We start from the raw sequence: 13,804 nt of genomic DNA, 5'->3' as shown, positions 1-13,804 counted from the left end.
CGGGAAGTTTTTCCATTCCTTTATCTAATGTCTATCTCGTCTTCTTGTCAAGGGGGTTGAGCAATTACTTTTTTTCTAATGCCTGAATGATTTGCACCACTGCATTTAGTGCAGCTTCAGGGGAGGATTGCTGGGCGGCGATGGTGATATTTTGGGCTTGATTGCCGTGGTTATCTCCGCAGTTGAAAGGGGCGTTGAAAGTAGAATAGGAGAAGTCTTGGGTGGGTTTATCAGACATTTCTTTTGTTGTTTTGTGGATTTGCTGAGTGGTTTCGTCAATTTTAGCAAGGAGATCCTTTGGTTGGGGTGGTTTGGCTGGGTGCGGTGCTAGGGGTAACTGACGAATCTCGTATTTGTAGTATTTGCAGGCGGTTTGGATGGCGAGGATGTGGCGGTGAACTTCTTTGCCGGATTCGGAGGGGATTAAGGTAAGGAGGTGGGGGAGATGGAGGGCGACTTTCTCTGTGTGGTGCTTAGCGATGTTGCCTAAGGCATCTGCCGCACTCCAACGCACAGCAGAGTTTGAATCTTCAACGAGTTTAAGCAATCCCGGAATCGCTGCCTCGTCACCGATTTTGCCTAAGGCTTCTGCCGTTTTCCCACGCGTATAATAGTCTGAATCTTTAACGAGTTTAAGCAATCCCTCAATTGCTGCTTCGTCACCGATTTTACCTAAGGCTTCTGCCGCTCTCCAACGCACATCATAGTTTGAATCTTTAACGAGTTCAAGCAATCCCGAAATTGCTGCCTTGTCACCGATTTTGCCTAAGGCCTCTGCCGCTTTCCCACGCACATAATAGTATGAATCTTTAACGAGTTTAAGCAATTCCTTAATTGCTGCCTGACCACCGATTTTACCTAACGCCTCTGCCACACTTTTACGCACATCATAGTCTGAATGTTTAACGAGTTTAAGCAATTCCTCAATTTCTGCCTTGTCATAGATTTTGCATAAAGCCTCTGCCGCACTCGATCGCACATCAGAGTCTGAATCTTCAACGAGTTTAAGCAATCCTTTAATTGCTGCCTTGTCACCGATGTTGCCTAAGGCATTTGCCGCACTCCAACGCACATCAGAGTCTGAATCTCCAACGAGTTTAAGCAATCCCTTAATTGCTGCCTTGTCACGGATGTTGCCTAAGGCATCTGCCGCACTCCAACGCACATCAGAGTCTGAATGTTCAACGAGTTTAAGCAATCCCTCAATTGCTGCCTTGTCACGGATGTTGCCTAAGGTATTTGCCGCTCGCCGACGCACATCAGAGTCTGAATTCTTAACGAGTTTAAGCAATTCCTTAATTGCTGCCTTGTTACCCATTTTGCCTAAGGCCTCTGCCGCACTCCAACGCACGTCATAGTCTGAATTCTTAACGAGCTTAAGCAATTCCTTAAAGGCTGCCTTGTTACCCATTTTGCCTAAAGCATCTGCCGCTCTCGATCGCAAAGAATAGTTTGAATCTTTAACGAGTTTAAGCCATCCCTCAATTGCTGCCTGGTCACCGATTTTGCCTAAGGAATCTGCCCCACTCCAACGCACATCATAGTCTGAATCTTCAACGAGTTTAAGCAATCTAGAAATCGCCACCTCGGAACCGATGTTGCCTAAGGCATCTGCCACACTCCAACGCACCTCCGAGTCTGAATGTTCAACGAGTTCGAGTAATCTAGAAATCGCCACCTCGGAACCGATGTTGCCTAAGGCATCTGCCACCCTCCAACGCACATCAGAGTCTGAATCTTCAACGAGTTCGAGTAATCTTGGAATCGCATCATCCGATCGCGTCACCCCCAAAAGCTCAACCTTTAACCACCCCGGCACATCCAACTCATCCACCAACCCAACCGTGCGCTGCTGAAAATCCCGCTGCACCTCCCCCGCCAGCCGCGCCCCCAACCTCCAATTCACATCCAATGCCAGCCGCACCACCCGCACCGCCTGCACGTCATCCTCCAACAACGAAAGCATGAACGCCAGAGGCTCCGTCCATTTAAAATAATTCAAAAAGAAATGCTGCAACCGTTGATCATCCATCGCATCAATATGCCTCTTATCAAACAGTTTCAGCAATGCCCGCCCCGCATAATACTCCTGAAATAATTGGTGATGAAACTCAATGTCATCCAGCTCTGCAGCCTCCTGCAACAGATAATGTTTCAGCAAATCTTCTAGCCATTCCTTCGCCTTCTTTAGGGGTTCCTGTTCCTTCTTATCGCGCAACCAGCACTCCAAAATCCCCTCAGCCCGATAGCTAGAAATTGCCACCCAGCCATCCGTGGGCTGCAGCGAGTCGCCCTGGAACATCGCAAAAGCCAACTGCTGCAAAAGATCCGACTTGAACCGCCGAAAATCCTCCGAAACCAAGGGAACATCCTTAAACTTGTCATATCGGCGATCGAACTCCCGAAACAACTCGCCCTTACTCTGGGGAATTTCCAGGGTAGGTTCAAATATTTTACACAGCATCCACAACAACAACGGCGTTTCCGCCACCTCTGGCAGGCGATCGCCCAATTGTCGCAGCAGGGAATCCCCATGTTGCGGCAAATGCTTGTGCACAAACTCCTGCATCTGCGGTTGCGTCAGCGCACACATCTCCAGCTTTTTCTCAATACCCAAAAACCCACCCAGCGCCAAATCCCGCGTCGTGAAAATCATCCGCCTATGGGAATTTTTATCGTGAAATAGTTGCAACTCCTGCCGCCGTTTTTGCGATGGCATCTCATTCACGCCATCAAGCAACAGCAGCAACTTGCCATGCACCCGCAAATCCTTCACCTCTTCCGGGCTAACAATGAGTTCTGCATTCTCAAATTCTGCACAGATTGCATCTACGATCGACTGATCGTACCTCAACTCGACCAACACCGGAATCGGTCGATCGCTATTTTCCAGTGCTTCTAGTGCCAATTCCCACCGAAAACGCTGCAATACCGTCGATTTTCCCGAACCGGGCTTGCCCACTAGCAGCACATTTCCCTGCTGCACGTACTTGCGGAGTCCCGCCAGCACTTCCAGCCGCTCGATTTTCGTTTCTGGTTTATTTTGTGGGGATCGAGGTTGCGATGGATCCTCCGGTGGCTTTTCCACCCGCACCTCCACCTGTAAATCCGTCAGCGTGTAGAGATGCTGTTGTTTTTTATAAGACTCAACCAGGGATTGCAGATATTTAGGAAAATCAACTGGTGTCGCCATTTGATTATAGATTTTAGAATATGGATTAATTATAGATTTTTTCTCGATACGCGAGCGGCGCTGAAAATTCCGAGAAAAAGTAGCATCAATATTCTGTGTGAGTAACCATCATCTCGATCCCCCCTAACCCCCCAGAACACAAGGGGGGGACAAGAACATTCATTCAAAGTCACCCTTATTAAGGGGGATACGAGGGGGATCGAAACTTCGATAAAACCGAAATATTATTATCAATATCAGAATAACCAGCAATCAAAATAACCAGCGGGCGGCGAATCGTCATGAAAAATTTGAGCTTTGTCTAAAGTAGGTACAGCCTCCGCCAATTCTCTACCTACTTTTACCTCAAGCGCCCTGTCTGTTAATGGAAAGGAAAATTGATAGCTATCTTGCAAATATTTTGCCTTAGCAACAATCTCATCTTTCTCCAAAATCTGGCTGTTGCTACCAATCAAAATGCTATTACTTTCCTGGCAAACACACACGCACACCTGAGAAAACACACTTTGAAAAGTCGTGATTTTTTCGGCATAAAACTCATCTCTGTGCAGCAGATTTGCTAGCACAACTCCCTCGCTTGACAAGTGTTTTTCGCAGATTTGATAAAATTCTTTGGTGGATAGGCGGTGCGGAAAGTAGCCGTTGCCAAAAGCTACGTCGATCATGATGATATCGTACTGAGTATCTGATTTTTGCTGCTCTAAATACTCTCGACCGTCTTGAATTGTTACAGTTAGCCGATCGTCAAATTTCACCCCAAAACACTTTTTAGCTGCTTCGATCGCGATCGGATCGACCTCCGCACATTCTATAACAGTGTCCGGCAAATAATGGTGCAAAACTAAGGGAACTCTGCCACCGCCAAATCCAGCTATGTAGATTCTTTGAGGTTGGCTTTGCCACACTAAACCCAACATCATTGCCTGAGTATATTCAGACACTAAATGTAAAGGATTGTTGAAATCGAAAACAGATTGCAGTAAATCTGTTTGCTGATTTACTTTTTCTACTAAAGATAGCTTAATGTGCGATCGCTCTTTTGTGACTGCAACATAGTGAACACCAGACTCTTTGCAAAAAATAACTTTGTCTGGCTGTTGCTGCAGCCAAGCCAGCCGCTGTCCAATAGCGGATAAATTAATAGATTGCCAAGTTTTGTGTTCCTCAATCATCTGATTTTAAATTTTATTTAAACTCGATATTCTCTAAGAATATAGCCTCATAAACCCGGTTTCTACCCAAATCGCGGAGTCGCCGGATCTGTGCGAATAAACCGGGTTTCTAGTCGAGGCTGGGGCAAGTCATGTTCTCATTTTCCAGCATGGCGAAGAACGAGAAGACAACAGAAATCCACCCGATTACAGCCGCTTGTACGCCACCAATTCCAAACCTGAAACCGAAAGTTCCACTTTTTCCCAATTTTGCTTGTCACCTTCTAACTTTTCAAAGGCTGCTGAGGTTAGCAAAATCTCTCCCCGTTCCGCCAAATCTTCTCCCAGCTTAGATGCCAGATTAAATTCCCCTCCGTACATATCCTCTCCTTCCAGCATCAAAACATCGCCACAGCCAATACCAATGCAGAGGTAAATATCCATCTCCGGCGGCAGTGTCGTGTTGACAGCCGCTGTTTGTTTCACAGAGTCGATCGCAGCTTCCACCGCTGATTTTACATCAGTAAAAACTGCAAAAATATTGTCTGCTTCCTCCTTAACTAGAGTGCCGCCGTATTCTGAAATTATCGGTTTGACAATTCCGTGCATCCGGTGAATCATTGCCAAAAAATGAATAATTCCGTAGCGGACTGTCGTGCGCGAAAATCCCGACATATCCATTACTAAAATTGCGTAATTTTTGCGGAAAGTGGCATTAATTTTTTCATCAATTTCAGCCATTCTTTCGGGATGTTCGTTTCTTTCTTGCAGCAACTTTTCCAAGTTAGCGCGGTTATTTGTTTTCATTTTAGTTTAATTAAGTTCCCAATCGCGACACTGTTCTTGAGGGCGGCCAACCGGATGCACCGCACAATTGATGCCATCCTTACCGTAATAATAATCGCACACTTTGCAAGGTTTAGTTTGCTCTAATTTTTTCATCAAGATTGCCCGGATTGTCTGGACTCGGTTGCGATACTTGTTTGCATTCGAGTGACTCGGTTCAATTGCCAAAGCTTGCTCGAAAGCTGCTAAGCTGGAATCGTACAATTTAATAATTTGGGAGCTGTATTTAGTCCAAGCATCGGCATGGCTTTGATACAGTTCGACTGTACTTAAGTTTAAAATTCCGTATTCTGTCCAAGCGTCGGCTGAAGCTCGATCGAACTTAATATTGGCATTGAGCAAAACTTTTTTGATAGTTGCCAAAAGTTCCCTCGGCTGCCAAGGTTTGCTAACATAAGCCTCGGCGCGATCGCCCTGGAACCGGGAAAATAAAGCTAACTGCTGTCCCTTGCCTGTTAAAAATACCACCGGTATGTTCCGAGTTTCGGGATTAGCTTTAATTAAACGGCAAACCCCGTAGCCGTCGAGACGGGGCATTATGACATCTAATAATACTAAATCGGGGCAATTTTTCTCAACTTTAGCCAGCGCTTCCACACCGTCTGATGCCTGAATTACATTCAATCCGCTGCATCTCAACTGATGTGAAATGCACTCCCGCTGACTGCGAGAATCTTCCACCACTAAAACTGTACTCATCACTCCCCACCTGGTTTCTGAGGTAAACTTGTTCGCTGCTTCGAGTCACCCTTGCTGACATCAGTTTACCCGCCTTGGATGAATTTTTTATCACTGGCGAGCTAAACTTACTGAAATTGCAACAAATCTTAAACTGGGGAGCAAAGGTGATACTTATCAAAAAATGCGGGTTGCCAATACGCGGATAATTGTTGAAGGTTTGGCCGGCAAATATTGGGCTTTTAAGCCTTAATAACGGCAAATCGTACTGATATCGGACGAAAACCTTGTTGAATTGCAACAGATAATCGGCTACTGTATACGTTAAAGTTCTTAAGGACGACAAATGAATAGATTGCTCCTCACTTTATTGGTAAGTCCAACGCTGTTTGGATCTGTGATGTCTTTAAGCGCGATCGCAAATCCCGCTCCAATTGGCCAAACACCAAGCCAATCGGCTGATTCGCCCCAATGTGTGCGATCGCCCCACACTCAGCGTCTGACTTGCGTGCGCCTCCCCGCCAAAGCTGCTGCTGCTAATTCTAAAGTAAAAATCAGTTGGCAGCGGCCGGGTGACGAACAGGTGGCAATGCTGGATTTTACGGAAGAAGAAAGTGATGCGGCGGCGGCGCTGTTTGGCTGCGACTGTCAGATGTGTATCAACTCGCTGCGGCAGTTGCGCGGTTTGCCGCCTCTGGATCTAGCTTCTTGAGGGCGATCCGAGAGCATAGAAAGTCAGGCTTAAAAACCAGGTTTCCGCTCGCTGCGCGCTTTTGAGTGCCTTTAGCTTTCTCACATTTAGAGAAATTGTAGTCAATTTGTTGCAGGATTTCTAGAGATTTTTTATCTCTCAAAATCGGGTCTCTACTTTTTAGCTAGAACTTGTTTAAGTTGAGCAGTTGCTTGCTCAATTTTTTCGATACTCCCTGGATTGACCAATCCGTAGTAGTCAAAAACGTAAACTCGATTATTTTTAGTGGCTGTTAGTTGATTCCAAAATGAATCAGATTTAAATTGGTCTAAAATTCCTTCTCCCCGATCGACTACAATGATAACTTCGGGATTAGCCTCTAAAACCTTTTCCGCTGAAAGCGTCACGTAGCCTCGAACGGGGCTATCTCCTTGCAATTGTGCTGCGACATTTTTCACGTTAAACTTACCCAGCAAATCTCCAGCCCAACTGCTTTGATTGGGCGATAAAATGGGTTGTCTGCTTACCAAAACTAAAGTGCCGGGGCTTTGATTCGGGATGTCGGCTAAAAACGTTTGGTAGCGTTTTAAAAGAGGTTCGGGATTGGCATTGAGGGATTTAGCTAAAATTGTTGTTAACTCTTCTAGGGATGTCCAGCTATCAACTTGAGTGAGTAAAGTTTTAATTCCAAGCTGCTGCAATTTTTGCATTGTTTGGTCGTGAAATCCCGACGCACCTACCACCAAATCCGGTTTCAATGCGATGATTTTTTCCAAATTAGGAGGGGTGCGTTCGGCAGTAACTGCGGTAATCCCTGTAAATTTGGGGTTGCTGCTGACTAATGCGCTCCCGGGAATTCCTACAAGTTTGGTTGGGTCGAGTTGATGGATAATATCGGCGGTTAAAGGTGTTAAAGCTACAACTTTTTGTGCTGATTCGCTCTTAGTTGTTTGTGGTTGATTAACTGGCGAACCAGCAGGAGTTGATTGCTGAATTTGGGGTGAAGTGGCGGCGGAGCAAGCGGTAAATGCTAAACTCAGCAACAGGATAGCGGTACGATAAAAAAAAGTTTTGTACATAGTTTAGGCGGGAGTTACAGCGAATTTAGACTAGGTTGAGACAGAATTAACGGGAAGTTCGATCGCACTCAGAAATGATTGTTGACGGTTGACTGTTGACGGTTGACTGTTTGGATATTTGAACAATACCGATGCAACCGAAAACGATATGACGGGAAGTTCGATCGCACTTTAGCGCTTAATGATTTAAATATCAATAGTTTACGGTAGATTTTGTATAAAAAACCGCATTTATTGCGTGAATGCGGATTTTTTAAGTATCTCTTAAGTTTTATTCCACCCTTGAAAATCAACATTAGGCAATAGTTTAAAGCCTGTGGCACTGATATAGAACAGCGAATTGTGGCAATAAGTTAATAGAAATAATTATGAAGAAAGTGAGAACTTAGTGCGAGGACATGGTTATACTTATCATAAAAATATTAAGTGTGAATAGTAGGAGCGATCGCACAAATCTGCAAGCCTACAGAAGTCTCTAAAATTATAGCTTCTACGCCAAAAGTCTTAGCTAAATTATCAGGAGTTAAAACTTGTGCCGGAGTTCCTACACAAAAAAGTTCTCCTTTATTTAACATAGCAATCCGCGAACTGTACCTAGCAGCTAAATTAATTTCATGCAGCACTGTAATAATCGTCAATTTGTGTTTTTGATTGAGTTGATTAAGCAGTTCTAATAATTGCAATTGATAGCAAATATCTAAATAAGTCGTAGGCTCATCTAATAGCAAAACTTGCGGGTTTTGAGCCAAAGCTAAGGCGAGGAAAGCGCGCTGGCGTTCGCCTCCTGAGAGTTGTTCGACAGGGCGATCGCGAAATTCCTCAATCCCAGTTTGACCGATCGCAACGTCCACCTTTTCCGCATCTTCCTTGCTCAATTCCCACTGCCACCAACCCTGATGAGGAGAACGCCCCAAGCTAACTAATTGCCTTACCGTCAAACCTTCGGGTACTGTTTGCTGCTGCGGCAAAATCGCTAATTTTTGAGCAACAATTGCAGCAGGTTCAGTATGAATTGCTTTGCCATCAAGCAACACACTTCCTTGCTGCGGAGTTAGGATGCGGCTAACTAACTTCAACAAAGTAGACTTACCAGAACCGTTGGCACCGATGAGACTCAACCACTCACCAGGTTGTAAAGATAAAGTGATGTTGTGGGCGATCGCAACTTCGCCGTAACCCCCAGTTAAATTTTGAATTTCTAAAGACATTATATTTTGGTAATTGGTAATTGGGTATGGGGCATGGGGCATGGGGCATGGGGCATTGGTTACTAATAACTAATGACTGATGACTAATAACTAATGACTAATGACTACTGACTAGAACGCCGATAAAGCAGCCAAACAAACAGCGGAGAACCCAACAAAGCCGTAACCGTACCAACAGGCAATTCTACTGCACCTAAACGAGCCAAAAAATCAGCAAAAGTCAACACCCAAGCACCGCCTATCGCACTCAGCGGCAACACAAACCGATAATCATTACCAACTAACAAACGCACCCCGTGAGGCACAACCAATCCCACAAAACCAATCAATCCGCCGATGCTGACAGCACTCGCAGCTAGCAAAGTAGCAACACCCCCAATCAACAAGCGCGATCGCACTAGCGACACCCCCAAACCAACAGCTAAATCGTCGCCCAAAGCCAGCAAATTTATCGAGCGCCCCAAAAAACATCCTAACAGCAAAGCAGCCAAAATATAAGGGGCAGCAACCTGCAAATCCGACCAACCGCGACCGTTTAAACTGCCGATCAACCAATTCAAAGCAGCTTGCAAACGGCTGTCTTCCGCTAACAGCAACAGTGTAGTTTGTATGGCCCCAAACAGAGAACTCACAGCCACACCAGCTAAAACCAAACGTTCCACAGAAATCCCCGTTTTAGTTTTTCCCAAAAAGTAGACCAGCATCGAAGTTAAAATAGCACCTATCCAAGCCGCCAAAGGTACCCAAGTTTGAAATATTCCCAAAGTCAGCATGGTAATCGCAACCAACCCCGCACCCGCCGAAATTCCTAATACAAAAGGATCGGCTAAACCGTTGCGGAGTAACCCTTGCAGCAAAGCTCCCGACATTCCTAAAGCTGCACCAACCGTCAGCGCTGCGGCAACTCTGGGCAAACGCAATTCCCAGAAAATAGTCTGATTGACAGCATCACCTCGGTGCAGAAATGCTTGCCACAATTGCTCGGCACTCATCGGCACCGCGCCAAAAGAAAGCGAAAGAGCGATGGTTAACAGCAAACCCAATCCTAAGAACACAACTGCCTGAACAACTCGATATTTTAGCCAGATTTTTTGCAGAGTCACTACATTACACCACAATCTTCCTTAACAGCACTAAATCCCATATTTCCTCTGTTTTGAATGCTCGAACTCGTTAACTACAATAACAATAACCGATTCCCCTGAAGAGGGCTTCAGTGGGAGCAGATGAGCAGGCGATCGCACCCGTCGGCAAAATTAAATGTATAATATTAACGAAGTAAACCGCGATGAGTGAATCATGTCCGCAAATACCGCGCTACCTGCTGCCCTAGCTAAAATCGTTCAGCGCTTTCAGCGACATTCCGATCCAAAACAGCGCTACGAACAACTGCTGTGGTATGCCAAAAGACTCCCAGCATTTCCCGAAAGCGACAAACTGCCGGAAAACAAAGTTTCGGGCTGCGCGTCGCAAGTTTATGTTACTGCAAATTTGGCAGACGGAAAAGTTTTGTATCAAGGCGATTCAGACGCTCAGTTAGTCAAAGGATTAGTTGGCTTGCTGGTGGAAGGTTTGAGCGGATTAACGCCTGCTGAAATTGTCACCATTACCCCAGATTTTATTCAAGACACGGGGTTGAACGTGAGTCTGACACCTTCCCGCGCTAACGGATTTTACAACATCTTTCAAATGATGAAAAATAAGGCACTTGCTTGTGAATTGAGCAAGCAAGCCGAAGCAAATTAAAAGAATAAACAGCCATGACTCAAACTACAGATTTAACAAAATCAGGTTCTGGCAACTATCCCGCCGCAGTTCAAGAATATCTCTGGAATTGGAAAGACACGCAAATCAAAGTTATTTACGAAACCCGAGGACAGGGAAACCGTGTATTGTTGCTGCCGGCATTCAGTACGGTTTCCACGCGAGAAGAAATGCGTCCTTTAGCAGAATTGTTAGCTTCTAACTTTCAAGTTGTGAGTTTAGATTGGCCCGGCTTTGGCGACTCTGATCGCCCGCGAACCGACTATCAACCGCAATTATACCATCAATTTCTCAAGGATTTTGTTGACACAATTTTTAATAGTCCGGTTGCTGTAGTTGCTGCCGGTCACGCTGCGGGTTATGTGATGCAATTAGCGCAATCACAGCCCAATGTCTGGTCAAAGATTGTGTTAGCTGCACCGACTTGGCGCGGGCCTTTGCCGACGATGAGCAAACAGCAAAGCGGGTGGCACGGAATCGTGAGAGAATTAGTACGATCGCCCTTACTGGGACAATTCCTATACAAACTCAACACTGCACCGTCATTCCTCAGTCTCATGTACCGCCGCCACGTCTATGTGGATGCAGCTAAAGTCACGCCCGATTTCATCCAAAATAAGTGGAAAATTACGCAAAAACCCGGTGCTCGCTACGGTCCCGCTGCCTTTGTGACTGGTGGTTTAGATACGGCAAAAGTGCGATCGGAATTTACCGAAAAATTTCAACAATTAGCAGTGCCGGTGATGGTTGTAATTGCTGAGAAGGCGCCGCCCAAATCAAAGGCTGAAATGGAAGCATTAACGGAATTACCGGGTGTTGAATCGCGAGTTATTCCTGGTTCTTTGGGTATGCACGAAGAGAATGCAGAAGCTTTAGCAAATGCGGTTAAATCTTTTATTTGAGAGAATTTAAGAGAGAATGAACCGCAGAGGGCGCAGAGAAGGCAGAGGGGAGAAGAGAAGAGGGGATGAATGCAAGCTGTTTTTTTTACGTTAGTTTGGATGGTTTGCTATTGGTTTTGTCTGCCAGTTTATGCTGTCGGAGATTCGCCGATGGTCAATTTGCCAAATAGTACGATCGAAGGTGCGATCGACTTTCACATTCATTCTTCTCCTGATGTGATTCCTCGCAGGTTGGATGATTTTGAAGTAGCGAAATTAGCTGCTAGGGCGAAGATGAAAGCTGTTGTATTGAAAAATCATTATGCCAGCACAGCAGCGCGGGCAGTTTTGGTTAATAAAATAGTACCAGAAATCGAAGTTTTCGGGGGAGTTGTTCTCAATCATTCGGTAGGGGGAATTAATCCCGAGGCTGTAGGCGCAATGCACCGCATAGGTGGCAAATACGGTAAAGTAGTGTGGCTGCCAACGGTTGATGCTGAGCATCACTTGCAGGTTTTTCACAAGTCGGGAATTGGGATTAAAGTTGCGGAAAATGGCAAGGTTTTACCGGAAACAGCAGCGGTGTTGAAGATGGTAGCCAAAGAGAATTTGATATTGGAAACCGGTCATATTTCCTCAGAAGAGGTGATGGCAGTTGTCGGTGAAGCCAACCTGCTCAACATTAAAAACATCCTGATTACCCACGCAATGGCGGATGTACCCGGCTTGTCTCTAGAAAATATGCAAACAGCCGCCGCAGCCGGAGCTTTCTTAGAACTCGCATTTGTGAACGATTTGATGGGAGAAAATGCCGCTGATGAGGCACACAAAAACTGGCATCAAGTTTCGATTACTAAGATGGCAGCAGCGATTAAACTAATCGGAGCCGAGCATTTTGTTATGAGTACAGATTTGGGAAGAAAACCCGATCCTTTGCCGACGGAAGGTTACAAGTTATTTGTGGAAAAATTGATAAACGAAGGCATTTCTCCCCACGAAATTGATTTAATGACGAAACACAATCCAGCTCTATTGTTAGGCATTTAAAATTGGTAATTGGGGATTGGGAATCGGGGATTGGGAATTCTCTTCGCTCTTTTCTCTTCCTTCTTCCTTCTTCCCTCTTCCCTCTTCCCTCTTCCTTCTTCCTTCTTCCTTCTTCCTTCTTCTATTCTTGATTGCCTTTGCCGCGCACGTATCCGTTATCTGCAATGCGCCAAGCACCGCCAGAATTGCCCGTTAAATCGCTATCTTCCACGGTAGCAATGCTATCTCTGTAAACGCCGATCGCCGCACCTTCATTACCATTAATCCGACACCGGCGCACGATCAATTTTCCTCCCAATCCGACACCTATTCCCAAACTGCCGTTGTCAAAAATACTGCAATCTTCCACCGTTGCTTTCCCATCATCCGATATAAAAATTCCGTTCCATACCCCATCATGAATTTGAGTGCGGCGGAGGGTAGAATTTGCATCGGGGCCGCAAATTCCCACAACAGAATAGTCCGCAGAAGTGATATCGCTGTCTTCTATGATTAACTCGCCTTGGCGAATATCTACAGCGTAATATTTCCCGGTTGCGCTCAGCGTTAAACCCCGCACTAAAGCAGTATCAGTTACCATTTTAATGCAGTTTGAGCTGATACTTTCAACAACAATGCGATCGACCTCTCCGCTGCCGATAATATCTACCGATTTGTCGAGAATTAGACTTTCGCGATAAACGCCTGGATGCACGTCAATGCGCGTGCCCGGTGCTGCATTTTTCAGCGCTTCGCTAATAGTAGTATAATCGCCTTGACCCTGCTGAGAAACAACAAATTTTTGACTCTTCAAAACTTTGGGATCAGAAGTAGATGCTTCAATTTTCCCTGATTCCGAGTCAAAATGCTCAGATTGTCGTGAGCCAGCTTCCGAAAGTTGCGATGTTAGCAGCAAGCGTTCTTGATAAACTGTCTCTAGTTGGTGTTCTAAGTCGGATACTTGAGATTGAAGTTGAGCTTGATTCTGGTTGGCTGTCTCGATTTGACTTTGGAATTCCGACAGTTGAGAATAAAGGTGCGATCGTTCTCTGTTAGCAGTTTCTAGCTGAGATTCTAATTCAGAGCGAGTTTGACGCACAGTTTCTAACTGATTTTCTAACTCGGATACTTGAGATTGAAGTTGAGTTTGATTCTGATTGGCTGTTTCGATTTGACTTTGCAATTGCGAGAGTTGAGAAGTGAGCTGAGATTCCAATTCAGAGCGACTTTGACGCACACTCTCTAACTGATGTTCTAACTCGGAGATTTGAGATTGAAGTTGATTTT

At 45.4% G+C, this 13,804-nt stretch carries 12 protein-coding genes; 4 read left to right on the top strand and 8 right to left on the bottom strand.

Annotated elements, in window-relative coordinates; all coding sequences use genetic code 11:
- Positions 1-64: 64 nt before the first annotated feature.
- The 4 genes from QUA71_RS27685 to QUA71_RS27670 all read right to left on the bottom strand — a co-directional run bounded on the left by QUA71_RS27685 (position 65) and on the right by QUA71_RS27670 (position 5,889).
- Positions 65-3,193, bottom strand: a complete 3,129-nt coding sequence (locus tag QUA71_RS27685; protein ID WP_333290048.1) for a HEAT repeat domain-containing protein — start codon at positions 3,191-3,193, stop codon at positions 65-67.
- A 236-nt stretch (positions 3,194-3,429) separates the two neighbouring features.
- Positions 3,430-4,365, bottom strand: coding sequence for a fused MFS/spermidine synthase (locus QUA71_RS27680; RefSeq protein ID WP_333290047.1), 936 nt, complete (start codon positions 4,363-4,365; stop codon positions 3,430-3,432).
- A 186-nt stretch (positions 4,366-4,551) separates the two neighbouring features.
- A complete protein-coding gene (locus tag QUA71_RS27675) occupies positions 4,552-5,151 on the bottom strand; it encodes an adenylate/guanylate cyclase domain-containing protein (RefSeq protein WP_333290045.1) in 600 nt (199 codons plus the stop codon).
- 6 nt (positions 5,152-5,157) lie between these two features.
- Positions 5,158-5,889 (bottom strand): response regulator, encoded by a 732-nt coding sequence (locus QUA71_RS27670; protein WP_333290043.1) that lies wholly within the window; start codon positions 5,887-5,889, stop codon positions 5,158-5,160.
- Between the two features lie 325 nt (positions 5,890-6,214).
- Here QUA71_RS27670 and QUA71_RS27665 point away from each other — a divergent pair, with 325 nt between their 5' ends.
- Positions 6,215-6,580 carry a hypothetical protein gene (locus tag QUA71_RS27665; protein WP_333290041.1) on the top strand — a complete coding sequence of 122 codons (366 nt, stop codon included), beginning with the start codon at positions 6,215-6,217 and terminating at the stop codon, positions 6,578-6,580.
- 152 nt (positions 6,581-6,732) lie between these two features.
- On the opposite strand, the gene QUA71_RS27660 is transcribed toward QUA71_RS27665, so the two are convergent.
- From QUA71_RS27660 to QUA71_RS27650, 3 genes are all read right to left on the bottom strand, one after another.
- Complete coding sequence (locus QUA71_RS27660) at positions 6,733-7,638, bottom strand: ABC transporter substrate-binding protein (protein ID WP_333290039.1); 906 nt, start codon at positions 7,636-7,638, stop codon at positions 6,733-6,735.
- A gap of 422 nt (positions 7,639-8,060) precedes the next feature.
- Positions 8,061-8,846 carry an ABC transporter ATP-binding protein gene (locus QUA71_RS27655; RefSeq protein WP_333290037.1) on the bottom strand — a complete coding sequence of 262 codons (786 nt, stop codon included), beginning with the start codon at positions 8,844-8,846 and terminating at the stop codon, positions 8,061-8,063.
- Between the two features lie 104 nt (positions 8,847-8,950).
- Complete coding sequence (locus tag QUA71_RS27650; RefSeq protein ID WP_333290035.1) at positions 8,951-9,949, bottom strand: iron ABC transporter permease; 999 nt, start codon at positions 9,947-9,949, stop codon at positions 8,951-8,953.
- 196 nt (positions 9,950-10,145) lie between these two features.
- On the opposite strand from QUA71_RS27650, the gene QUA71_RS27645 reads away from it, so the two are divergent.
- The 3 genes from QUA71_RS27645 (at position 10,146) to QUA71_RS27635 (ending at position 12,538) form a co-directional block, all read left to right on the top strand.
- Entirely contained in the window at positions 10,146-10,592 is a 447-nt protein-coding gene (locus QUA71_RS27645) for a SufE family protein (protein ID WP_333290033.1), read from the top strand.
- 14 nt (positions 10,593-10,606) lie between these two features.
- Entirely contained in the window at positions 10,607-11,512 is a 906-nt protein-coding gene (locus QUA71_RS27640) for an alpha/beta hydrolase (protein WP_333290031.1), read from the top strand.
- 69 nt (positions 11,513-11,581) lie between these two features.
- Entirely contained in the window at positions 11,582-12,538 is a 957-nt protein-coding gene (locus QUA71_RS27635) for a DUF6282 family protein (RefSeq protein WP_333290029.1), read from the top strand.
- Positions 12,539-12,659: 121 nt separating this feature from the next.
- Here the strand turns inward: QUA71_RS27635 and QUA71_RS27630 are convergent.
- A partial coding sequence (locus tag QUA71_RS27630; RefSeq protein WP_333290027.1) for a right-handed parallel beta-helix repeat-containing protein occupies positions 12,660-13,804 on the bottom strand: 1,145 nt, incomplete at its 5' end.

This window comes from Microcoleus sp. MON1_C5 (assembly GCF_036701875.1).
In the GTDB taxonomy this organism is placed as follows: Bacteria; Cyanobacteriota; Cyanobacteriia; order Cyanobacteriales; family Microcoleaceae; genus Microcoleus.
The sequence above is the reverse complement of the archived record's forward strand: the minus strand, read 5'-3'. Positions and strand labels throughout refer to the sequence as shown.